Origin of the sequence: Agromyces larvae (assembly GCF_022811705.1) — a bacterium.
Lineage (GTDB): Bacteria > Actinomycetota > Actinomycetes > Actinomycetales > Microbacteriaceae > Agromyces > Agromyces larvae.
The window spans coordinates 2,691,033-2,714,486 of record NZ_CP094528.1 but is presented as its reverse complement, the minus strand read 5'-3'; the positions used below and the strand labels follow the sequence as shown (position 1 = coordinate 2,714,486).

Sequence of the window (23,454 nt, the reverse complement as noted above, 5' to 3'; positions counted from 1 at the left end):
TGCGCGTCCATGAGTCCTCCGATCGGGGGCGGGCAGGTCGCCGTGGCAGCATCCTCCCCCGCAGGGCCGGGACGGGGCATCCGGGATGTCCCTGAGAAGGCCGGTGGCGCGCGGATCGCGCGGGTGGATGCCGCCCGTTCAGACCGAGAGCCAGATGGCCGCGGCGACCTCGCGCGGCAGCGCGCGTGCGGATGCTCCGCCGCCGGCCTGCACCGTCACCGCGTCGGTCGTGACCTCCGTCACTTCGAGCGTCACTCCGGGGCCGATGCCCGCCGCGTCGAGCTCGCGCAGCACCGCGCCGTCGCGGTCGCTGATGCGCATCACCCGGCCGACGTGCCCGGTCTCGGCCTCGGCGAGCAGCACGAACGGTTCGCGCGAGACCGTGCCGTCGCGGTGGGGGATCGGGTCGCCGTGCGGGTCGACGCGCGGGCGTCCGAGCCGGGCGTCGATCGCCTCGAGCAGCCGGTCGCTGAGCGCGTGCTCGAGCACCTCGGCCTCGTCGTGCACTTCGTCCCACGCGTAGCCCATCTCGCGCACGAGCCACGTCTCGACGAGGCGGTGCCGGCGCACGACGGCGAGCGCCTGGCGGCGCCCTTCGTCGGTGAGCCGCACCGCCCGATACGGCGCGTGCGAGACGAGCCCCTGCGCGGCCATCTTCTTCACCATCTCGGTGACGCTCGACGGGGCGACGCCGAGTTTGGCCGCCAGCACCGACGGCGTGATGGGGTCGGGCTGCCACTCGGTGTGCGAGTACACCGTCTTCAGGTAGTCCTCGATCGCGGGACTCGGGCTGCCGGGCATCGAGGTCAGGATACCGGCGGATGGTGCGCGGTGCTCACGCCCCGGTGAACACCAGCCACAGCAGCAGTGCGTTCAGGGTGATCAGGAAGACGGATGCCGCGACCCCCGCCGCGGTCGTGGCCCAGTGGTTGCGCCACCGCCCGAGCAGCCCGGCCTTCGCGGTGAGTGCGATGAGGGGGATGAGCGCGAACGGGATGCCGAACGACAGCACGACCTGGCTGAGCACGAGCGAGAGCGTCGGGTCGAACCCGAGCGCGAGGATCGCGAGCGCGGGCACGAGCGTGATGAGCCGGCGCAGCAGCAGCGGGATGCGCACGTGCAGCAGGCCGTGCATGATCTCGGCGCCCGCGTAGGCTCCGACGCTCGTCGACGCGAGACCCGAGGCGAGCAGCCCCACCGCGAACAGGGTGGCGATCACGGGTCCGAGGGAGGCGCCGATGGCGGTGTAGGCGCCCTCGAGCGAGTCGGTGCCCTCGACGCCGGAGAGGTTCACGGCGGCCAGCAGCAGGATGCAGAGGTTCACGGTGCCGGCGATCGCCATCGCGACGGTCACGTCGACCCTGGTCGCGCGGACGAGCACCTCGGTCGGCAGCGTCGTCGCGGTGCCGGGTTCCGGCGGGGGAGCCGGGGCATCCGCGGCAGCTGTGGCAGCCGGGGCATCCGCCGCCCGTCCGCCTGCCGGGCGCGCTGAGAACCGGTCGCGCGCGAGCGCCGAGTGCGCGTAGATCGCGTGCGGCATGATCGTCGCGCCGAGGATGGAGGCCGCGAGCAGCACCGAGTTCGCGTCCGCGAACCGGGGCACGAGGCCCGCGACGAGCCCGGCCGGGTCGGGCGGCGCGATGAAGACGCCGACGCCGAATCCGACGGCGATGATCACGAGCAACCCCATGATCACGAACTCGAACGGGCGCGCGCCGCGCCGCTGCTGCAGCACGAGCAGCCCGATCGAGACCGCGCCGGTGATGAGCCCGCCCCAGATGAGCGGCACGCCGAACAGCAGGTTGAGCGCGACGGCGCCGCCGATCACCTCGGCGAGGTCGGTCGCCATCGCGACGAGCTCGGCCTGCAGCCAGTAGGCCCGGCGGGCCCATCGGTTGCGCAGCCGCTCGCCGAGGACCTCGGGCAGGCTGCGGCCGGTGACGATGCCGAGCTTGGCCGACAGGTACTGGATGAGCCAGGCCATGACGTTGCCGATGACGACGACCCACACGAGCAGGTAGCCGTACTGGGCGCCGGCGGTCATGTTGCTCGCGACGTTGCCCGGGTCGAGGTACGCGACACCGGCGACCAGCGCGGGGCCCAGCAGCCAGGCGACGCGCGGCACGGATGCTCCGCCGTCGCGCGTGCGGGGCATCCGGGTCTCGACGTCGATTTTCGGCATGCCGAAATCTTACCTATTTTTCGGTGAACCGAAACCCTCCTGCGCCGGCGCGTTCCGGTGGCGTGGCGCCGGGCGCTGCGCGGGTAGCGTGGGCGGGTGGACCACGAACACGCGGATGCCCCGGAGCCCGGTGAGCCGGCCGAGCCCGGTGAGCCGGCCGAGCCGGCCGAGCCCGTGCTCACGCACGGCGTCGGCCCCTGGCCGGGCGGCGAGTCGGAGTGGCCCGATGATCCGCGGTTCGACCCCGAGCTGCTGCGAGACGGCGACCGCCGCAACGTCGTCGACCGATACCGCTACTGGCGGATGGATGCGATCGTCGCCGACCTCGACGAGCGCCGCCACGCGTTCCACGTCGCCATCGAGAACTGGCAGCACGACCTGAACATCGGGTCCATCGTGCGCACCGCCAACGCGTTCGCCGCCGACACCGTGCACATCATCGGCCGCCGCCGCTGGAACAAGCGCGGCGCGATGGTCACCGACCGGTACCAGCACCTGCAGTACCACGAGGACGTCGCCGCCTTCGCCGCCTGGGCGCACGAGGCATCCGTACCGATCATCGCGATCGACAACGTGCCGGGCTCGGTGCCGATCGAGGCATTCGACTGGCCCGAGCGCTGCGTCCTGCTGTTCGGCCAGGAGGGCCCGGGATCCACGGCCGAGGCGCTCGAAGCCGCCGACGCGATCGTCGAGATCACCCAGTACGGCTCGACCCGCTCGCTGAACGCGAGCGCCGCCGCCGCGATCGCGATGCACTCGTGGGTGCTGCGCTGGGCGGCCCCGCCGGCGTGAGTCGCGGCATCCGCCCGGCGACGCGCACCACCCGCCCGGCGACGCGCACCCGCCCGCCGCACCCGCCCGGCGCGCCCGCCCGGCGCGCCCGCCGCACCGGCGCCCGCCGCCTGCGCGACACTGGTGGCGATGCCAGTGATCGACAACGCCGTCTACCGCGACGGCGCCCGGGTGCTCAGCCCGGCGAGCCTCGAGGAGACGTTCGAGGCGCTCGACGAGCACGGCGGCTTCGCGTGGATCGGGCTGTACCGCCCGACCGACGACGAGTTGCAGGCCGTCGCGCGCGAGTTCGACCTGCACGGTCTGGCCGTCGAAGACGCGGGCAAGGGGCATCAGCGCGCGAAGCTCGAACGATACGGGGACACGCTGTTCGTCGTGCTGCGTCCCGCCCGCTACCTCGACGACGTCGAGGAGGTCGAGTTCGGCTAGGTGCATCTGTTCATCGGCGAGGCCTTCGCCGTGAGCGTGCGTCGGGCCGAGTCGCCCGACCTGTCCCGGGTGCGCGGGCGTCTCGAAGCCGACCCCGATCTGCTGCGCAAGGGCCCCGAGGCGGTGCTCTACGCCGTGCTCGACGAGGTGGTCGACGAGTACGGCCCGGTCGTGGCCGGCCTCGAGAACGACATCGACGAGATCGAAGACCAGCTCTTCTCCGGCGATCCGGCGGTGACGCGTCGCATCTACGATCTCGCGAGCGAGGTGATGGAGTTCCAGCGGGCGACTCGGCCGCTGCTCGACATGTTCATCGCACTCGAGGGCGGGTTCGACGTGTACGGGGTCGACGTCGAGCTCCAGCGCTACCTGCGCGACGTGAAAGACCATGTGATCCGGGTGATCGAGCGCGGGGAGGGGTTCCGGCAGCTGTTGCAGAACGCCCTGTCGGTGCACGCCACGCTCGTCACGCAGCGCCAGAACGACGAGATGCGCTCGCTCACCGAGGCGAGCTACGCGCAGGCCGAGCAGTCGAAGAAGGTCGCGAGCTGGGCGGCGATCATCTTCGCGCCGTCGCTCATCGCCGGCATCTACGGCATGAACTTCACGCACATGCCCGAGCTCGACTGGTGGCTCGGGTATCCGTTCGCGATCGCGCTCATGGCGGGGTTCGCCGGGGGGCTCTATCTGGTGTTCCGCTCGCGGAAATGGCTCTGATCGAGCGAAACGCTTGACACCGGGGGTGTGTGACACGGTACACAGGAGCCCATGAGACGAACTCGGCTTCTTCCACCGGTTCCACGTCTGCAGCGGTCCCGCCGGGGACCGCTCATCATCGGCACGGCCCTCGCGGCCCTGCCGCTCGCCCTCGGCGGCATCTCCGCTCCCGCCGCCTGGGCCGCCGACGCCATCGCGCTCGACGACGGAGTGAGCGCGCCCGTCTACGACTACGCCGACGCGATCCGCGAGCGCGTCTACATCCCCGTCGCGGGGGTCGACCAGGACCTCGACGGCGAGGACGACGTCACGCGGATCGAGATCATCCGCCCCGCCGAGTCCGACGACGGGCTCGAGGTGCCCGCGATCATCGACCCGAGCCCGTACTACACGACGCTCGGGCGCGGCAACGAGGGCGAGTTCATCTCCGACACCGACGCCGACGGGCTGAACGACTCGTGGCCGCTGTTCTACGACAACTACTTCGTGCCCCGCGGGTACGCGGTGATCCTCGCGCAGATGGACGGCACGGCGGGGTCGACGGGGTGTCCGATGCACGGCGGGCCCGGAGACATCCAGAGCATGAAGGTCGTGATCGACTGGCTGCAGGGCCGGGTCGAGGGCAGGAACGCGGCCGGCGACCCCGTCGCCGCGACCTGGCACAACGGCAAGGCCGCGATGATCGGCAAGTCGTACGACGGCACGCTCGCCAACGGCGTCGCCGCCACGGGCGTCGAGGGCCTGACCACCATCGTGCCGATCTCGGCGATCTCGAACTGGTACGGCTACTCGCGCACCGGCGGCGTCGCCCACAACACGAACTACCCGTCGGGCCTCGCGAACACCGTGACGAATCTCGAGCGGCGGTCGCTCTGCGCCCCGACCCGCACGCTGCTGAACGGCATCGACGGCGACGAGTCGGGCGACGTGAATCCGTTCTGGGCCGAGCGCGACTACCGCACCTCGATCGACGATCTGCACGCCTCGGTGTTCCTGGTCCACGGACTGAACGACGACAACGTGCGGATGAGCCAGGTCGGCGACTACTGGAACGCGCTCGCCGAGCGCGACATCCCGCGCAAGATCTGGCTCGCGAAGGTCGGCCACGTCGACCCGTTCGACTTCCGTCGCGCCGAGTGGGTCGACACGCTGCACCGCTGGTTCGACCACTGGCTGCTCGACATCGACAACGGCATCATGGACGAGCCGCAGGCCACGGTCGAGACCGCGCCCGAGCAGTACGAGGATGTCGCGAGCTGGCCGGTTCCGGGCACCGAACCGGTCGACGTCTACCTGGGCGCGACCGCGCCAGGTGCCGCCGGTGCGCTGCGCTTGCAGGCGGCGGCCGAGCCTGCGTCGCTGTCGTTCACCGGGCCGGCCGGGTCGATCACCGAGGGAAATGCGATCAACACCCCGACCGGCTCGCAGGCCCAGCGCCTGGTGTTCCTGTCGGAGCCGCTCACCGCGGACCTGCGCGTCTCGGGCACGGCTCGGGTCGAGCTCGCCGCGTCGCTCGGGGTCACCCAGGCGAACCTGTCGGCCCTGCTCGTCGACTACGGCCCGTCGACACCGACGCCCCGTACGGGCGAGGGGGTGCAGAACACCGCGACGACGACCTGCTGGGGCGCCGAGAGCGACGCCGACGACGCGTGCTACCTCGAGGTCGCGCGACGCACCTCGACGGTGGACACCTGGCGGGTCTCGCGGGGCGCGCTCGACACGTCGAACCGCGAGTCGCTCATCGAGGGCGAGGGCACGCCCCTCGTCGCCGGTCAGCCGTACGCGTTCTCGTGGCCGCTCGAGCCGTACGACACCACGTTCGCCGCCGGCCACCGGATCGGCGTGGTGGTGACGACGAACCTGTCGGGCTACAACCTGGCCGGCACGGCGAGCGCGACCGTCACGGTCGACGCCGCCGCGAGCCGCGTGGTGCTGCCCGTGGTCGGCGGGCTCGGCGCGGCGGCGGCCGCGGGCGGGCTCGGCGCACCCGCGCCGGTGTCGTTGTCGTTCGACGTCGCCGACCGAGGCGTGCCGATCGAGCCGCAGTCGGTCGCGTTCGGCACGGCGCCCGTCGTGCCGGCCGACCCGGTGTCGACCGACGGCTGGTGGCTGTTCGACGGCTGGTACGCCGACGCCGCCCTCACCACGCCGTTCGACTTCGCCGCACCGCTCGTCGCGGACGCCACCGCGTACGCGAAGTGGAAGCCCGCCGACGCGACGGCGCCCGGCAAGGCGACGCTCTCGAACACGAGCGGGTGGGCGTACGGCCTGCACGACGGCACCTACGAAGTCGTCGCGAACCTGTGGTGGGGCGTGCCGGGCCGCGAGCTGCGGCTCTACGAGAACGGCGTGCTCGTGAGCACGCAGGCGCTCACCCCCACCGGCACCTCGCAAGAGGCACGGGTGGCGTTCACCGGCAAGCCGAACGGCACCTACGTCTACACCGCAGAGCTCGTCAACTCGCGCGGCGCGACGGCGGCGAGTTCGACCACGGTGAAGGTCACGGATGCAGCTCCGGCCAAGCCCGTGGTGTCGCACGACAACTGGGATCGAGACGGCGTGTTCACGGTCACCGCGAACCTGTGGTGGGGCACGAACGCGACGTCGTACCGGTTCCTCCTCGACGGGGTCGAGGTGGGCTCGGGCGAGCTGACGGCGGCGACGCCGGCCGCGCAGGCGGCCACGGTCGCGCTGACGGGTGTCGCGCCCGGCGCGCACACGCTCGTCGCGGTGTTCGCGAACGCGAACGGCGAGACGGCGTCCGCGCCAGTGAAGGTGGAGGTGCGCTGACCGGGGTACGCAGCCTCGACCGGCTCCCGCCCACCAGGGCGGGAGCCGGTTGCGCGCCGCCTACCCGATGAGGCTCGGCTGCAGGTCGCGCACCGTGCGGAAGTGCGTCATGCTCGTCACACCGATCGCCCTCGCGATGCTGTTGGCCGTCGCAGGCGCAGCGCTCCTGCTGCGCCGTCGGTCGCAGGCCGGGTCGCGTTCCGAGCACTGATCGTCCACGGGAACGGGCGTCGCGGCGGCGCGGCGCCTGTTCCGCTCCTCGGGGCTCAGCCGCGCTGCCCGTCACCACTTCGTGCGGCCGGCATGAGTGCGCGGTTCCGCGAACAGGTCACGGTTGCCGGCCGCGGCGCCTCCCCAGGCCCACTGCGATGCCACCGGCGATCACCAACGCCGCCGCCGCTACCGCGAACCCGGCTCCGCCGAATCCCGATGAGTCGAACCCGGTGGGCGGCAGTTCGGCCGACACCCCGGGCGCGGGTGCTGCGGGCACAGTCACGGTGACCGTCGCGATCGCGGAGGGGTCGCCGTTGCGCAGGAGCTGCTGACCGGTGTAGACGTCTTCGGTCGAGGTGCCCCCTGAGCTGGTCAGGCGCACTGACGCCGTATATTCACCGGGCTGCGTGTACTCGTGCTCGACCACGGGGGTCGATGTGACCAGCGTGGTGCCGTCACCGAAGTCCCACGCGTACTCCGCGATCGACCCGAACTCCACGGTCGAGCCCGACGCGTCGAACGTCACCGGTGAGTTCGGCTCCGACGCCGTCAACCGTGCGATCGGCGCCTGATCCGGCGTCACCGCCAGACCGAGAAGGCCGGAAGCTTCGAACGGGGACTGGGAGAGCGTCGCCAATGTCCCGGCATCGTGCGCGCTCACCAACGGCGTCTCGGACCCGGCCGGCGTCGACCGAGTCGCCGAATAGACACGCGACCCGTCGGGCGCGACTGCGAGATCCCCGGTCTCGTATGGGAAGGGCGTTGAAGTGGTCACCGTCATCGACGTGATGTCGACCGAAGTGAGCTCTGCCGTAACGTCCCCCACCCCGGCCAGCGTGTAGACGTACGCGCCGTCCGGCGCCATCGCAAGTGCCCCGTAGGAGAGATCGAGATCGAGCCTGAGATCGGTGATCTCACCTGTGGTCAGGTCCAGCCGTGTCACCGCAGGCACCCCCGACTCCTCCACCGTTCTGCCGACTTCGCCACTGAGCACCGCGGTCGATCCGTCCGGTGTCAGCACCAGCGCACGCGCGTAGTGGTCGGCCAGCGGAATCGTCCTCACCGGATCGAGCGTTGTCGCGTCGAATGCACGCAACTCGGAGATCGGGTTGAATCGCGTGCCTGCACACAGGAGCCAGACCGTGCCGCCATCAGGGGCGAACGCCACCGCAGCCGCCGATGTGGCATCGCCTGTGCACCCGTCGAAACGCTCGAACGCGCGAGTGGCCACGTCGCCTCGGGCATGCGGCAGCATGACCACCGATCCGTCGGGACTCACCGCCAGTGACCTCGGCGACCCGACGCTTGCGTCCTGCCAGATCATCTCTCCCGTCGACGCGTCGAAAGCCGCGAACCCACCAACCGTTCCCCCGAGGTCGTCCACGAAGGTGCCGAACGAGTACACGGTTCGCGCATCGGGCGAATACGCGAGTGCTGTCACCGTGTAGCCGGGCAGGTTCGTCTGCCTGACCGATCCGTCATCCGCTGTCACGAACCCCAGGGCCCCCCAGTTCCCTTCCCACTCGCCGCCCGGCAGGGGAACGTTGAGACCGGTCACGACCTCCCACGAACGACCCGCGGTAGGTGCCGCCGCGGCCTGTGCGCCCGCAGGAGCCAGCGTCAGCACCGCAAGCGACGCCAGCGCCAGGGCGGAACCGATCCGTCGCACGGTATGTCACCGTCCTTTCGCGCACGCCGATGGTCGTCACCGTATCGTCAGCGATACCCCGCGACAAGGGTGCACGCCTGCCCGGCACGCTTGCGGCCGCGCACGACACGTCACTAGGTTGATCAACATCGACACGCACGGGGGGGCCCGCGATGCGATACCTCGGAGCGGCGCTCGTTGTGGCCACACTCGTCCTGCTCGGAATCGTTCCCACAGCCACAGCCACAGCCGCAGCCACAGCCACAGCCGCAACGCCACCCGATGACACGGGTCGCTCGTGGGAAGTCGCGGCGGCGCGTTGGGATTTCATCCGGGGCCCCGGATCCACCGTGTACACGGGCGCGTTGGCATTTCTGAACGTCGATGACGGCTCGGTGCGTGAACTGCCGTGGGGAGACTACGCGCCCGGTGATGTTGCCTACGCCCCCGATGCTCGGACCCTGTACACCGTGGGCCTGATCAGCATCGGCGATACGATCTTCGATGCTGAGGTGCATCTCGCAGCTCATGATGCGTCCTCCGGTGACGTGAGGTGGACGGTACCCCTCTCTGACAGCCAAGAACGACTGGCGGTCAGCCCCGATGGGTCAATCGCGATAACCACGAACGACAGGATCGATCTGACCACGCGCCAGGTGGTTCCTTTCGACGCGTGCGGCGGGACAGTCAACGACGGTCCGATCGACGTCGCCTTCAGCCCCGACGGCAGCACCGCCTGGATCGTCTGCAGATTCCGCGATCCTGACCGTGCGGAGTTGCGCGCGTTCGACCCCGCGACCCTCGATCTTCTCCGCACCATTGAACTCGCCCACGATGTGACCGGCCGCATCGCGTTGACCCCCGACGGGTCGACGGCGGTGCTCTCGGGCGCGCGGCTGAATCTGCCCGTCTTCAACCAGCGAGCGGTCCGTGTCGATCTCGCAACCGGGGCAGTCGCCGATATCGCCACCGACTCGTCGTTCATGTTGGGGTCGATCTCGATCGCGCCCGACGGCACCCGCGCGTATCTCAGCGTTCAGCAGGGATCGGATGACAGCCAGGACTCGCTGTGGGCTGTGGACATCGCGACGATGACTCTTGCAGCTTCGGGCCCGCTCGAAAACTATGGGACGCATCCGATCGTCACGCCCGACGGTGCGGAGGTCTTCGCGACAGGGTACGGCCCGTGGGGCGAGGCCGGCGAACGTGCCAAAGCGATCTCGGCGCACGACGCTGCCACGCTTACCCCACTCGGCGCGACACCACCGCTCCCAGGCGCCTACCATCTGGCGGTCACCCCTGATCAGGCACCGGTGGCGCGGTTGACCGCGTCGGAGCCGAACTCTCCGGTGACGTTCGATGCGTCGGCCTCGACGGTGGAGTTCGGGTCGATTGCGGAGTACGCGTGGGACTTCGGCGACGGCGTGAGCACCGTGACCACGACCCCGACCGTGGAACACGAGTACGCCGAACCGGGCGAGTTCACCGCGACCGTTCGGTTGACGAGTTCGGGTGGTACGTCGACCGAGGATGTGTACACCGGTCACCAATTGCTGCGTAACGGCGACGCGTCGGCGGTGGCGACGGTCACGGTCGCGGTTTCCGAGCCCGCGGTGCCCGAGCCCGCGGTGCCCGAGCCCGCGGTGCCCGGGTCGGGGGTGGCGGGTGCGTTGCCGCCCGCCGGGTTCAACGGGGCGACGTGGGTGATCGCGGGCATCGGGATGCTGCTGACCGGTGCGATCGCGGTGGTCATCGTCCGCCGCCGGGTGCAACCCCAACGGAAGGACGCATGATGCGACGAATCGGAGTGGTGTTCGCGATGGTCGCACTGGCACTGCTCGGGATCCCCTCCGCGGCTAGGGCCGCCACATCACCCGCCGACGACACGGGCCGCTCGTGGGAGGTTGCCGTATCGTCACTGGCCAGTGACGATACGGCAGGTGAGTACGCACTGAGCTTCCTCAGCGTCGATGACGGTTCGGCGCGTCAGGTCGGGCTGCAGGACTACGACTCCGTAGATGGCCTCGCCTACGCGCCCGACGCGCGCACGCTGTACACCGTCGGTTTCGTCGTCGACGAACTCGATTACGAGCATCAGGTCGTGACAGCCCACGATGCGACGACCGGTGACGTCCTGTGGAGCACAACCGCCGGCGATGCCGGCTCGAGATACTTCCCGATGATCGCCGTGAGTCCGGACGGCGCGGTCGCGATGACAACGGGCAACGACGAGGCCAGGGTAGATCTGGTCACCCGCGCGTCTACGCCGTTCGACGCGTGTGCGGGTGGCTTCGGCTTTGCGACTGGCGCCGCGTTCAGTCCCGACGGCAGAGCCTGGTTCGTGTGCAGGCCCGCACTGCCCGCCGCCGGCATCGAGTTGCGTGCGTATGACGTGGCGACACTCAGCCTGGTCGACACCGTCGAGATCCCAGGCTTCTATCCCCGCGACTCGCGCATCGCTATCACACCCGACGGGTCGACCGCGGTGCTGTCGAACGCGGCACTGGCGACCCCCCCATCGGTAGAAACGACGCTGCGCATCGACCTTGTCACTGGGGCACACGGCGCGATCGAGCAGTTCACCGCCGGAAGCATCGCGCTGTCACCTGACAGCGCCCGAGCTTGGGTCGCAAGCTCTTGGTACGCCGACGACCGCGCACTTCACGCGGTCGATCTCGATGCGACCGCGGTCATTGCCTCACTTCCGCTCGCGGTGGGCACGTTCGCGAACCCCCTCGTCACTCCCGACGGCAGCCGGATCTACATGATCACCGAAGAAAACACAGGCGGTGGGTGGGAGTACGCGGTGTCGCGCCACAACGCCGACACCCTCGCCGTGCTCGGCGATACGCCACTGCCCGGCTTCGGCGTCGACCTGGCGGTCACCCCTGACCAGGCGCCGGTCGCGCGGCTGACCGCATCCGAGCCGAACTCGCCGGTGACGTTCGACGCGTCGGCCTCGACGGTGGAGTTCGGCACGATCGCCGAGTACGCGTGGGACTTCGGCGACGGCGCGAGCACCGTGACCACGACCCCGACCGTGGAGCATGAGTACGCCGAACCTGGCGAGTACACCGCGACCGTTCGGCTGACGAGTTCGGGCGGCACGTCGACCGAGGATGTGTACACGGGCCAGCAGATGTTGCGTAACGGCGACGCGTCGGCGGTGGCGACGGTCACGGTCGCGGTTCCCGAGCCCGCGGTGCCCGAGCCCGCGGTGCCCGAGCCCGCGGTGCCCGGGTCGGGGGTGGCGGGTGAGTTGCCGCCCGCCGGGTTCCAGGGGGCGTGGGTGGTGATCGTGGGGTTCGGGATGCTGGTGGCCGGTGCGCTCGCGGTGGTCATCGTCCGCCGCCGGGTGCAACCCCAACGGAAGGACGCATGATGCGACGGACTGGATCGACACGGGCGCTCACCGCACTTGCCGTGGTCGGGATCGCAGCCGCCCCCGCAGCCCCAGCCACGGCCGCCACACCACCAGACGATGACACGGGCCGGTCGTGGGAAGTCGCCGTGGCCTCGTTGGATCTCACCCGTGATCCCTGGACGTTTTCGGGCTCGTTGGCATTTCTGAATATCGATGATGGGTCGTTGCGCCAGACGCCGTGGAGTGACTACGCGCCAAATGCTCTCGCGTACGCGCCGGACGCCCGCACCCTGTACACCGTCGGCGCTGTCGGCGACGCAGAGGTTGCAGAGGTCTCACTCTTCGCTGCTCATGATGCATCCACCGGCGACGTGCTCTGGACCGTGACGGTCTCCGGCTGGGATGACCTGGCGGTCAGTGCCGACGGGTCGGTCGCGATGACCGGGCGCGACAAGATCGATCTGACGACGCACTCCGTCGTGTCGTTCGACCCGTGCGATGAGACCAGCAATCATGACGTTTGGGATGTCGCTCTGACTCCCGATGGCAGCACTGCTTGGTTGGTGTGCGGCCGGTCGGGTTTCGGCAGCCAGTTGCGCGCGTACGATGTCGCCACACTCAGCCTGGTCGACACCATAGAGTTCTCAGCCTTCGTCGGCGGCGGCATCGCCATCACCCCCGACGGGTCGACCGCCATGCTCTCGCCGCTGTACGGATGGTACGTACTTCGCGTCGATCTGGCCACCGGTGCCGTCGCTGACCTGGCGACCGACTTGTTGTTGTCCGGGTCGGTCTCGATCTCACCCGACGGCACTCACGCCTACTTCGCCTCGAGCAGGGTTTTCGACGTCTCGGGTGCGCTGCACGCGGTCGATATCGCCACGATGAGCATCACCGCGTCGGGTCGGCTCGTGAACTACGGGACGGATCCGATCGTGTCACCCGACGGCGACCACGTCTTCGCCGTCGGGCGAGAGGAGTGGGACACGATCGAGGGGATCTCGACGCACGATGCTGCCACTCTCACCCCACTCAGTCATACGCCGCTCGACGACGCCCTCTCCTTCCGCCTGACGGTCACCCCTGATCAGGCGCCGGTGGCGCGGTTGACCGCGTCGGAGCCGAACTCGCCGGTGACGTTCGACGCGTCGGCCTCGACGGTGGAGTTCGGGTCGATTGCGGAGTACGCGTGGGACTTCGGCGATGGCGTGAGCACCGTGACCACGACCCCGACCGTGGAGCATGAGTACGCCGAACCTGGCGAGTACACCGCGACCGTTCGGCTGACGAGTTCGGGTGGTACGTCGACCGAGGATGTGTACACGGGTCACCAGTTGCTGCGTAACGGTGACGCGTCGGCGGTGGCGACGGTCACGGTCGCGGTGCCCGAGCCCGCGGTTCCCGAGCCCGCGGTGCCTGGGTCGGGGGTGGCGGGTGAGTTGCCGCCCGCCGGGTTCAACGGGGCGACGTGGGTGATCGCGGGCATCGGGATGCTGCTGACCGGTGCGCTCGCGGTGGTCATCGTCCGCCGCCGGGTGCAACCCCAACGGAAGGACGCATGATGCGACGGATCGGAACGACAGCAGCCCTGGCGGTGCTCGCCGTGCTCGCCGTCACCCCCGCGGCCACCGCCGCGGCCCCGCCACCCGATGACACCGGCCGCTCGTGGGAAGTCGTGGCCTCCCTTCGCTTCCCGACGGCAGACGGCGAACAGATCGGCGTCGGCGCACTGGCGTTCCTCAGCGTCGATGACGGTTCCCTGCGGCAGACGACCTGGCCCGACGACCTACCCACCGGGCTCATGTTCACGCCAGACGCCCGTGCGCTCTATAGCACCGGGGACAATGTGACCGATGACGGCGAGGTGTCAGAGTGGTTCTCCGCGTTCTCGGCACGCGATGCGGCAACGGGTGAAGTGGACTGGTCGATCACCCGGATCAGCAGCTTCATTGAGGTGGCGCTGAGCCCCGACGCGTCCATCGCCGCGACCGGATCGAGCTTGGTGAACCTCGAGACGCGCGCGGTTGATCGGTTCGACGCGTGCGTCGGTCAGGCGCCGTTCTTCTATGCGACGGCGTTCAGCCCCGACGGCGGCACGATCTGGTACTTGTGCCGGGGTTTGCGCCCCTCTCCCGACACCGAACTGCGTGGGTACGACGTGGCAACGCTCGCCCCGACCGCGACGTTCGTGCTCACGAACCACCGCCTGGATCGGATCGTTCTCACCCCAGACGGGTCGGTCGCCGTATCGACGGGTGATCGGGTTGCCGACGATGGGTCGGTTGTGCCGGTCGTCACCCGCATCGATCTGACAACGGGCGCACTCACAGACCTCGCGTTCGAGCACGATCTCGGCTTGGACGCTGCGGTCTCGCCCGACGGTGCCCGCGCGTACATCAGCGAACGCTCCGATGACGACTTCGAGGGTGTGCTTCATGCGATCGATCTGGCCACCATGACGACCGCGGTCTCCGCTCCGCTCGCCGACAATGGCGTACTTGGTGCTGTACTCGCCGTGACCCCCGACGGTGCTCGCGTGTACGCAGCCTCGCATTTGGATGAGACCTTGGACGAGCCCGACCAGATACGCCTGTCAGCACACGACGCAGATACGCTGGCCGTGCTGAGCGAGACGTTCCGGGAATCCGACGTGGCCTTCGACCTGACGGTCACCCCTGACCAGGCGCCGGTGGCGCGGTTGACCGCGTCGGAGCCGAACTCGCCGGTGACGTTCGACGCGTCGGCCTCGACGGTGGAGTTCGGCACGATCGCCGAGTACGCGTGGGACTTCGGCGATGGCGTGAGCACCGTGACCACGACCCCGACCGTGGAGCATGAGTACGCCGAACCTGGCGAGTACACCGCGACCGTTCGGCTGACGAGTTCGGGTGGCACGTCGACCGAGGATGTGTACACGGGCCAGCAGATGTTGCGTAACGGTGACGCGTCGGCGGTGGCGACGGTCACGGTCGCGGTGCCCGAGCCCGCGGTTCCCGAGCCCGCGGTGCCTGGGTCGGGGGTGGCGGGTGAGTTGCCGCCCGCCGGGTTCAACGGGGCGACGTGGGTGATCGCGGGCATCGGGATGCTGCTGACCGGTGCGCTCGCGGTGGTCATCGTCCGCCGCCGGGTGCAACCCCAACGGAAGGACGCATGATGCGACGGACTGGATCGACACGGGCGCTCACCGCACTTGCCGTGGTCGGGATCGCAGCCGCCCCCGCAGCCCCAGCCACGGCCGCCACACCACCAGACGATGACACGGGCCGGTCGTGGGAGGTCGCCGTGGCCTCGTTGGATCTCGCCCGTGATCCCTGGACGTTTTCGGGCTCGTTGGCATTTCTGAATATCGATGACGGGTCGTTGCGCCAGACGCCGTGGAGTGACTACGCGCCGAGTGCTCTCGCGTACGCGCCGGACGCCCGCACCCTATACACGGCTGGCTGGGTCGGCGACGCAGAGGTTGCAGAGGTCTCACTCTTCGCGGCTCATGATGCATCCTCGGGCGACGTGCTCTGGACGTCGACCATCTCCAGCTATTACGGACTGGCTGTCAGCCCCGACGGGTCGGTCGCGATGACCGCGCGCGACAAGATCGATCTGGCAACGCACGAGGTGGTCTCGTTCGAGCCCTGCGTCGAGACCGTGGCTGATCAGCCCGTCGACGTGGCCTTCAGCCCCGACGGCAGCACTGCCTGGATCGTCTGCAGGTTCTGGGACGGTGGTGCTCCTTCGCAGCTGCGCGCGTACGACGTGGCCACACTGAGCCTGATCGACACCATCGAGCTGACCCCCGAGGGCACCGGCGGGATCACCGATGTCCTCGGAGGCATCGCCATCACCCCCGACGGGTCGACCGCCATGCTCTCCGGCGCGTGGTTGCGTTCCGTGGAGCCCTTCATCAATCAGCGGGCACTTCGCGTCGATCTCGCAACCGGGACGGTAGCCAGCATCGTCACCGCCGGCTCGATCATGCTCGGGTCGGTCTCGATCTCGCCCGACGGCACCCGCGCGTACCTCAGCACCCAGCAATTCTTTGGAGAGGAGCAGAGCGCACTTTGGTCGCTCGATGTCGCGACGATGACGCTTGCCGCTTCGAGCCCGCTCGAAAACTATGGGACGTATCCGATCGTCACGCCCGACGGTGCGAAGGTCTTCGCGACAGGGTACGGCCCCTGGGGCGAGGCCGGCGAACGCGTCGCTGGGATCTCGGCGCACGACGCTGCCACACTCGCCCCGCTCGGCGCGACACCACTCCCAGGCGCCGAGAATCTGACGGTCACCCCTGATCAGGCGCCGGTGGCGCGGCTGACCGCGTCGGAGCCGAACTCGCCGGTGACGTTCGACGCGTCGGCCTCGACGGTGGAGTTCGGGTCGATTGCCGAGTACGCGTGGGACTTCGGCGATGGCGCGAGCACCGTGACCACGACGCCGACCGTGGAACACGAGTACGCCGAACCGGGTGAGTTCACCGCGACCGTTCGGTTGACGAGTTCGGGCGGCACGTCGACCGAAGACGTGTACACCGGCAAGCAGCTGCTGCGTAACGGCGACGCGTCGGCGGTCGCGACGGTCACGGTGACGGTGCCGGCTGCGGTGTCGACGAAGCTGCCGCCGACCGGGTTCCAGGGTGCGTGGGTGGCGATCGTGGGGTTCGGGATGCTGGTGGCTGGCGTGACGGCGGTCACACGACGCCGAGTTCAACATGGACGAGAGGGCGCATGATGCGACGAATCGGTGCGGTGCTCGCGGTGACTGGACTGGCACTGGTGGTGGTCGCCCCCGCGGCCGCGGCCACGGCCGCCACGCCACCAGACGACGACACGGGCCGGTCGTGGGAAGTCGCAGCGACGCGTGGGTACCTCGACCGCAGCACAGGTTCCAATGTGTGGACGGGCGCGGTGGCGTTGCTGAACGTCGACGACGGTTCGGTGCGTGAGTCGCCGTGGGGCGATTACCTGCCAGGCTATGTGGCGTACGGTCCCGACGCCCGCACGCTATACACGATTGGCTCGGTCGACGGTCCGAGCGGCGAGGATGAGCTGCTTTTCGCGGCTCATGATGCATCCTCGGGCGACGTGCTCTGGACGTCGACCATCTCCAGCTATTTCGGACTTGCTGTCAGCCCCGACGGGTCGGTCGCGATGACCGCGCGCGACAAGATCGATCTGGCAACGCACGAGGTGGTCTCGTTCGAGCCCTGCGTCGAGACCGTGGCTGATGCGCCCCGCGACGTGGCCTTCAGCCCCGACGGCAGCACTGCCTGGATCGTCTGCAGATTCTGGGACGGTGGTGCTCCTTCACAGCTGCGCGCGTACGACGTGGCCACACTGAGCCTGATCGACACCATCGAGCTGACCCCCGAGGGCACCGGCGGGATCACCGATGTCCTCGGAGGCATCGCCATCACCCCCGACGGGTCGACCGCCATGCTCTCCGGCGCGTGGTTGCGTTCCGTGGATCCCATCTTCAATCAGCGGGCACTTCGCGTCGATCTCGCAACCGGGACGGTAGCCAGCATCGTCACCGACTCGTCGTCCATGCTCGGGTCGGTCTCGATCTCGCCCGACGGCACCCGCGCGTACCTCAGCACCCAGCAATTCTTTGGAGAGGAGCAGAGCGCACTTTGGTCGCTCGATGTCGCGACGATGACGCTTGCCGCTTCGAGCCCGCTCGAAAACTATGGGACGTATCCGATCGTCACGCCCGACGGTGCGAAGGTCTTCGCGACAGGGTACGGCCCGTGGGGCGAGGCCGGCGAACGCGTCGCTGGGATCTCGGCGCACGACGCTGCCACACTCGCCCCGCTCGGCGCGACACCACTCCCAGGCGCCGGGAATCTGACGGTCACCCCTGACCAGGCGCCGGTGGCGCGGCTGACCGCGTCGGAGCCGAACTCGCCGGTGACGTTCGATGCGTCGGCCTCGACGGTGGAGTTCGGGTCGATTGCGGAGTACGCGTGGGACTTCGGCGATGGCGTGAGCACCGTGACCACGACGCCGACCGTGGAGCACGAGTACGCCGAACCGGGTGAGTTCACCGCGACCGTTCGGTTGACGAGTTCGGGTGGTACGTCGACCGAGGATGTGTACACCGGTCACCAGTTGCTGCGTAACGGCGACGCGTCGGCGGTCGCGACGGTCACGGTCGCGGTGCCCGAGCCCGCGGTTCCCGAGCCCGCGGTGCCCGGGTCGGGGGTGGCGGGTGAGTTGCCGCCCGCCGGGTTCAACGGGGCGACGTGGGTGATCGCGGGCATCGGGATGCTGGTGGCCGGTGCGCTCGCGGTGGTCATCGTCCGCCGCCGGGTGCAACCCCAACGGAAGGACGCATGATGCGACGAATCGGAGCGGTGCTCGCGGTGACTGCACTGGCCGCACCTGCGGTGCTCGGGATCACTCCCGCAGCCACCGCCGCCATACGACTCGGGAGGTGAGCCGGCGCCGGGCGGCTCCACGCCCGATGAGGCAGGGTAGTGGCTCTCGACCGCACTCCGCTCACCCGATGAGGCTCGGCTGCAGGTCGCGCACCGTGCGGAAGTGCGTCATGCGCGTCACGCCGATCGCGGCGACGACGAGCGCGGCAGCGAGCCATCCGATCAGCACGAGTGCGTCGCCGCCGGCGCGCGCGAGGTCGCCGTCGTACATGACCTGCCGCATCGCGTCGACCACGTAGCCCATCGGCAGCACGTGGTGCAGCCAGGCGAGTGGGGCGGGCAGGGTCTGCCAGGGGAACGTGCCGCCGGCGGTCACGAGTTGCATGACCATGAGCACCAGCCCGATGAACTGCCCGACCGACCCGAGCCAGACGTTCAGCGCGAGGATGATGGCCGCGTACGTCGCCGACGCGAGCAGCAGCACGCCGACGGCCATGCTCGGGTGTGCGATGCGGAACCCGAGCGCACCGGCGAGCACGAGGAACAGCGCGACCATCTGCACCGCCCCGAGCACCGCGGGTGTGAGCCATCCGGCGAGCGTGACGCGCACGGGCGAGTGCAGCGCCGTCACAGCGCGCCGCGACACAGGCTTCACGATGAGGAACAATGCGTAGATGCCGATCCAGCCGGCGAGTGCGGCGAAGAACGGCGCGAGCCCGGCGCCGTAGCTGCCCGCCGCGGTGACCGCGCTGGTCTCGAGGTCGACCGGGTCGGCGATGGTCGCGGCCTGCGCGGCGCGGGTCGCGGCGTCGGTGTCGGGAATCCGCTCGGCGCCGTCGGTGAGGGCGCCGTGCAGGTCGTCGGCGCCGGTGGCGAGCTCGCCCAGGCCGGTCGCGAGCGCGGCGCTGCCGTCGCGCAGCTGCACGGCCCCGGCGGCTGCGGTGGATGCACCGTCGGCGAGTTGTGCGGCCCCCGTTGCGAGATCGGATGCTCCGGCCGCAGCCTCGCTCGTGCCGGCCGCGAGTCGGGAAGCGCCGTCCGCGACCTGCCGGCTGCCGTCGGCGAGCGCGTCGATCTTCCCGACGACCTCTTGCACCCGGCCGTTGCCGTCGGCGACGCGGTCGGCGAGCGGGTCGAGCTTCGCGAGCACCGCGTCGATGGTCGCCTGGTCGACCCCGCGCGCGGCGAGCTCCTCGGCGATCGCCTGTCGCGCTTCGGGCACGCGGGCGGCGGCGTCGGCGACCGCGTCGCCCACCTGGTCGGCGGATGCCGCGAGCTGCGCGTTGCCGTCGGCGACCTGTGCGGCGCCGGCGTCGAGGTCGGATGCCCCGGCGGCCAGCTGCGCGGTTCCGTCGACGAGCCGGGCCGAGCCGTCGGCGAGCTGTGCGCTGCCAGCTGCGAGCGCTGCCGTGCCGTCGGCGAGGGCGGCGGATCCGGTCGCCAGCTGCGCCGAGCCGTCGACCGCGGACACCGCGCCGTCGGCGAGGCGGCCGGCCCCGTCGGATGCCTCGACGAGCCCCGACCGGATCTCGCTGATCGACGTGAGCAGGGTGTCGGCGGCCTCGCGGTTCACCTGCTGGGCGACGGCCGCACGGATCCGCTCGACGGCCTGCGTGCCGATGGTGGTCGCGAGGTAGCTGTTGGCGTCGCTCGTCGAGAGCACGAGCTGCGCCTGTCGCGGAGCATCCGTCGACACCGAGGCGAGCGCCTCGGAGAAGTCTTGGGGGATGGTGACCGAGAAGTCGTACCGCGAGTGGTCGAGACCGTCGGCGGCTTCGGCGTCGCTGACGACGTGCCAGTCGAACGCCCCGTCGGCGACGAGCTCGTCGGCAACCTCCTCGCCGACGTTGCGCACGCCGTCGGTCGCGTCGGCGTCTGGCGTGCCGACGTCGTCGACCACGAGTGCGACCGGCACCTCGGGGAACTTCGCGTACGGGTCCTGGTTCGCCCAGAGGTACAGCCCGCCGTAGAGCACGGGCACCGCGAGCAGCGCGACGAGCGCGATGCGCGACATCCGGGTCGCCGTGAGCCGGCGGAACTCGGCCGTGATGAGCTGCGGGATCTTCACGCGAGCCCTCCTTCGGCGAGCAGCAGGTCGTCGGCATCGTCGGCGGCATCGGGTCCGTTCAGGCGGTCGAGCATCGCGGCCGCGCCGATCGCGGCGGCCGACGCATCGCCCGCGATGACGAGCACGGCGAATCCGCGGTCGGCGAGGTCGCGGGCGAGGGTCCACCACTCGACCGGGTCGCCGCCGTGGCGGTCGGGTGAGACGAGCACGAGCCCCTCGACGCCGTCACGCAGAATGGCCAGTTCGGTGAGCAGTCGCAGTCGAGCGGCGGGTGCGACGGTGGCGATCGGATGTCTCGCCAGCTGCCGTAGCGCGAGGTCGTCGAGCCAGCGCGCGACCGAAACCGGGTTCGAGGGGATGCCGGCGAACACGAGCTCCTCGGCCGCTACCCCGGCGACCGTGACGTCGGGGGCCGGGTCGGAGACCGCGGGCGCGTCGATGAGCGCGATCCGGCGACGGATGGTGCCCGACCCGGCGCGACCGTCGATGGTGACGGTGCCGGTGTCGGGGCGCATGCGGCCCGACGCGATGAGCCCGAGCACGGTGGGGCGCTGTTCGGTCTCGGCGCGCACGAGCGTCGCGCGGCCCGACTCGAAGCCGACGGTCGTGGCGGGCAGCACCTGCCCGTTGCGGCCCTTGCTCACGCCGCGAAGCTCGACCCTCATGCCGAGCGCACCGCCCGCAGTGCGGGTGCGGATTCGATGAGCGCGCCGGCCTCGCGCCAGCCGAGGCCGACGGTCGACAGCACCGACAGCATCACGAGCCCGGCACCCTGCGCGCGGTCGAGCCCGCTGCGGACGGACTCGGCGAGCACGGCGATCGCCGACTCTTCGATGAGGCGGGCGAGCAGCCCCGGCGGCAGGTCGCCGCGGAGGGAACCGCTCAGGATGCCTCGTTCGACGATGCCGCGGATCGTGCTGCGCAGCGGAGCGAGCGCCTCGGCGGCGAGCTGGACGTAGGCGTCGGAGACCGCGAGTCGGGCGACGACGCGCACCTGCTCGACCTCTTCCCAGATGCGGGCGCCGAGCAGGGCGAGGGCGACGCGCTCGTCGCCGCCGATCGCCGACCGGGCGACCGCGTTGAGGCGGTCGGCACCGTGGGCGATGAGCGCACGCACGAGGGCCTCGCGATCGCGGAAGTGGCCGTAGAGTGCCCGACGGCTGAGTCCGGCGGCCGCAGCGACCGCGTCGAGCGGGGCGTCGGGCGACTCGGCGAGCACGCGTGCGGCGGCGATGAGGATGGCTTCACGGTTGGCGACGGCGTCCCGACGAGGTGCGCGTCGCTCCGCGTCGGTGACGGAGGGCATGACCCCAGTCTACGATCTTGCACACTTGTGTGCAAGTTTTCGTGAGGCCCTCCGCCGCTCGACCGGCGACTGCGTCAGTCCGTGCCGAGGTCGAACGCGGCGGCCTCGTTCACCGCGTCGGTCGCGACATCCAGCTCGGTCTCGCCGGCGCCGGACGCGATCTCGGCGGCCTGGCCCTCGCGCAGGTCGCCGACCAACGCGGCGGTCGCGCCACCGACGATGCCGAGGTGCGCGTACTGCTCGAGGCGGGCGCGCGAGTCGGCGATGTCGAGGTTGCGCATGGTGAGCTGGCCGATGCGGTCTTCGGGGCCGAAAGCCTGGTCGCCGACCCGCTCCATCGAGAGCTTCTCGGGCACGTAGCTGAACGCCGGGCCTCGGGTGTCGAGGATCGTGTAGTCGTCGCCGCGGCGCAGACGCAGCGTGACCTCGCCGGTGACGGCCGAGCCGACCCACTTCTGCAGCGATTCGCGCAGCATCAGCGACTGCGGGTCGAGCCAGCGACCCTCGTACATGAGCCGGCCGAGCCGGCGGCCCTCGGCGTGGTAGTTCGCGATGGTGTCTTCGTTGTGGATCGCGTTCAGCAGGCGCTCGTAGGCGATGTAGAGCAGTGCCATGCCCGGCGCCTCGTAGATGCCGCGCGACTTCGCTTCGATGATGCGGTTCTCGATCTGGTCGCTCATGCCGAGGCCGTGGCGGCCGCCGATGCGGTTCGCCTCGAGCACGAGGTCGACCGCGTCGGTGAACTCGACCCCGTTCAGCGCCACCGGTCGGCCCTGCTCGAACCGCACGGTCACGTCTTCGGCGGGGATCTGCACCGATTCGTCCCAGAACCGCACGCCCATGATCGGCTCGACGATCTCGATGCCGGCGTCGAGCTCTTCGAGCTTCTTCGCCTCGTGCGTCGCACCCCAGATGTTCGCGTCGGTCGAGTACGCCTTCTCGACGCTCGCCCGGTACGGCAGGTCGCGCGCCTGCAGCCACTCGCTCATCTCGGTGCGGCCGCCGAGTTCGGAGACGAACGCGGCGTCGAGCCACGGCTTGTAGATGCGCAGGCGCGGGTTGGCCATCAGGCCGTAGCGGTAGAACCGCTCGATGTCGTTGCCCTTGTAGGTCGACCCGTCGCCCCAGATGTCGACCCCGTCCTCGCGCATCGCGCGCACGAGCAGCGTGCCAGTGACGGCGCGACCGAGCGGGGTGGTGTTGAAGTACGTCTTGCCGCCCGAGCGGATGTGGAACGCGCCGCACGCGAGGGCGGCGAGCCCCTCTTCGACGAGCGCGGCCCGGCAGTCGACGAGCCGCGAGAGCTCGGCGCCGTACTCGAGCGCCCGCCCGGGCACCGCCTCGACATCGGGCTCGTCGGGCTGGCCGAGGTCGGCGGTGTAGGTGCACGGCACGGCACCCTTCTCGCGCATCCACGCGACGGCGACCGACGTGTCGAGCCCTCCGGAGAAGGCGATGCCGACGCGCTCGCCGACGGGAAGGCTGGACAGGACTTTCGACATGGCCTCCAGCCTAATCGGGTGCGGTCGGGTGCGACGACGGGCGGATGCCACGACGCCGCATTGCGCCGCTCGA

General features: G+C 70.1%; 16 protein-coding genes and 1 pseudogene. 10 read left to right on the top strand and 7 right to left on the bottom strand.

Features of this window, described 5'->3' with window-relative positions; all coding sequences use genetic code 11:
• Window positions 1–138 precede the first annotated feature (138 nt).
• The gene (locus MTO99_RS13100; RefSeq protein ID WP_243554084.1) at window positions 139–801 is read right to left on the bottom strand and encodes a metal-dependent transcriptional regulator; all 663 of its coding nucleotides are present in this window, start codon (window positions 799–801) and stop codon (window positions 139–141) included.
• 34 nt (window positions 802–835) lie between these two features.
• Window positions 836–2,155 (bottom strand): Nramp family divalent metal transporter, encoded by a 1,320-nt coding sequence (locus MTO99_RS13095; protein WP_243559092.1) that lies wholly within the window; start codon window positions 2,153–2,155, stop codon window positions 836–838.
• A 123-nt stretch (window positions 2,156–2,278) separates the two neighbouring features.
• Here MTO99_RS13095 and MTO99_RS13090 point away from each other — a divergent pair, with 123 nt between their 5' ends.
• From MTO99_RS13090 to MTO99_RS13075, 4 genes and pseudogenes are all read left to right on the top strand, one after another.
• Window positions 2,279–2,974: a TrmH family RNA methyltransferase gene (locus MTO99_RS13090; RefSeq protein ID WP_435520758.1), complete on the top strand. Its 696-nt coding sequence runs from the start codon at window positions 2,279–2,281 to the stop codon at window positions 2,972–2,974.
• Between the two features lie 129 nt (window positions 2,975–3,103).
• Window positions 3,104–4,120: pseudogene (locus tag MTO99_RS13085) on the top strand (magnesium and cobalt transport protein CorA).
• 51 nt (window positions 4,121–4,171) lie between these two features.
• Window positions 4,172–6,910, top strand: a complete 2,739-nt coding sequence (locus tag MTO99_RS13080; RefSeq protein WP_243554083.1) for a CocE/NonD family hydrolase — start codon at window positions 4,172–4,174, stop codon at window positions 6,908–6,910.
• A gap of 109 nt (window positions 6,911–7,019) precedes the next feature.
• Window positions 7,020–7,121 (top strand): PEP-CTERM sorting domain-containing protein, encoded by a 102-nt coding sequence (locus tag MTO99_RS13075; RefSeq protein ID WP_243554082.1) that lies wholly within the window; start codon window positions 7,020–7,022, stop codon window positions 7,119–7,121.
• A gap of 117 nt (window positions 7,122–7,238) precedes the next feature.
• Here the strand turns inward: MTO99_RS13075 and MTO99_RS13070 are convergent, their stop codons facing one another.
• Window positions 7,239–8,792 carry a PKD domain-containing protein gene (locus MTO99_RS13070; RefSeq protein ID WP_243554081.1) on the bottom strand — a complete coding sequence of 518 codons (1,554 nt, stop codon included), beginning with the start codon at window positions 8,790–8,792 and terminating at the stop codon, window positions 7,239–7,241.
• A gap of 344 nt (window positions 8,793–9,136) precedes the next feature.
• Between MTO99_RS13070 and MTO99_RS13065 the strand changes: the two genes are divergently transcribed.
• The 6 genes from MTO99_RS13065 to MTO99_RS13040 all read left to right on the top strand — a co-directional run bounded on the left by MTO99_RS13065 (window position 9,137) and on the right by MTO99_RS13040 (window position 18,464).
• Complete coding sequence (locus MTO99_RS13065; RefSeq protein ID WP_243554080.1) at window positions 9,137–10,564, top strand: PKD domain-containing protein; 1,428 nt, start codon at window positions 9,137–9,139, stop codon at window positions 10,562–10,564.
• Window positions 10,565–10,578: 14 nt separating this feature from the next.
• Window positions 10,579–12,153: a PKD domain-containing protein gene (locus tag MTO99_RS13060; protein ID WP_243554079.1), complete on the top strand. Its 1,575-nt coding sequence runs from the start codon at window positions 10,579–10,581 to the stop codon at window positions 12,151–12,153.
• 128 nt (window positions 12,154–12,281) lie between these two features.
• Entirely contained in the window at window positions 12,282–13,697 is a 1,416-nt protein-coding gene (locus MTO99_RS13055) for a PKD domain-containing protein (protein WP_243554078.1), read from the top strand.
• Window positions 13,694–15,289, top strand: a complete 1,596-nt coding sequence (locus MTO99_RS13050) for a PKD domain-containing protein (protein WP_243554077.1) — start codon at window positions 13,694–13,696, stop codon at window positions 15,287–15,289. The genes MTO99_RS13055 and MTO99_RS13050 overlap by 4 nt, the downstream gene beginning before the upstream one ends.
• On the top strand, window positions 15,196–16,857 hold the full coding sequence (locus tag MTO99_RS13045; protein WP_243554076.1) for a PKD domain-containing protein: 1,662 nt from the start codon (window positions 15,196–15,198) through the stop codon (window positions 16,855–16,857). The genes MTO99_RS13050 and MTO99_RS13045 overlap by 94 nt, the downstream gene beginning before the upstream one ends.
• A complete protein-coding gene (locus MTO99_RS13040; protein WP_243554075.1) occupies window positions 16,767–18,464 on the top strand; it encodes a PKD domain-containing protein in 1,698 nt (565 codons plus the stop codon). The genes MTO99_RS13045 and MTO99_RS13040 overlap by 91 nt, the downstream gene beginning before the upstream one ends.
• A 162-nt stretch (window positions 18,465–18,626) precedes the next feature.
• On the opposite strand, the gene MTO99_RS13035 is transcribed toward MTO99_RS13040, so the two are convergent.
• The 4 genes from MTO99_RS13035 to argG form a co-directional block, all read right to left on the bottom strand.
• Window positions 18,627–20,573, bottom strand: coding sequence for a YhgE/Pip domain-containing protein (locus tag MTO99_RS13035; protein WP_243554074.1), 1,947 nt, complete (start codon window positions 20,571–20,573; stop codon window positions 18,627–18,629).
• Window positions 20,570–21,217, bottom strand: coding sequence for a hypothetical protein (locus MTO99_RS13030; protein WP_435520757.1), 648 nt, complete (start codon window positions 21,215–21,217; stop codon window positions 20,570–20,572). The genes MTO99_RS13035 and MTO99_RS13030 overlap by 4 nt, the downstream gene beginning before the upstream one ends.
• Before the next feature lie 17 nt (window positions 21,218–21,234).
• Window positions 21,235–21,879: a TetR/AcrR family transcriptional regulator gene (locus tag MTO99_RS13025; protein WP_243554072.1), complete on the bottom strand. Its 645-nt coding sequence runs from the start codon at window positions 21,877–21,879 to the stop codon at window positions 21,235–21,237.
• A gap of 74 nt (window positions 21,880–21,953) precedes the next feature.
• Window positions 21,954–23,381: an argininosuccinate synthase gene (argG, locus tag MTO99_RS13020; RefSeq protein WP_243554071.1), complete on the bottom strand. Its 1,428-nt coding sequence runs from the start codon at window positions 23,379–23,381 to the stop codon at window positions 21,954–21,956.
• Between the last annotated feature and the right edge of the window lie 73 nt (window positions 23,382–23,454).

Excerpts from the sequence above, each read along its gene's own strand:
- MTO99_RS13100 (WP_243554084.1), bottom strand. The coding sequence starts at position 801 with ATGCCCGGCAGCCCGAGTCCCGCGATCGAGGACTACCTGAAGACGGTG.
- MTO99_RS13095 (WP_243559092.1), bottom strand. The coding sequence starts at position 2,155 with ATGCCCCGCACGCGCGACGGCGGAGCATCCGTGCCGCGCGTCGCCTGG.
- MTO99_RS13080 (WP_243554083.1), top strand. The coding sequence starts at position 4,172 with ATGAGACGAACTCGGCTTCTTCCACCGGTTCCACGTCTGCAGCGGTCC.
- MTO99_RS13075 (WP_243554082.1), top strand. The coding sequence starts at position 7,020 with ATGCTCGTCACACCGATCGCCCTCGCGATGCTGTTGGCCGTCGCAGGC.
- MTO99_RS13050 (WP_243554077.1), top strand. The coding sequence starts at position 13,694 with ATGATGCGACGGATCGGAACGACAGCAGCCCTGGCGGTGCTCGCCGTG.
- MTO99_RS13025 (WP_243554072.1), bottom strand. The coding sequence starts at position 21,879 with ATGCCCTCCGTCACCGACGCGGAGCGACGCGCACCTCGTCGGGACGCC.
- argG (WP_243554071.1), bottom strand. The coding sequence starts at position 23,381 with ATGTCGAAAGTCCTGTCCAGCCTTCCCGTCGGCGAGCGCGTCGGCATC.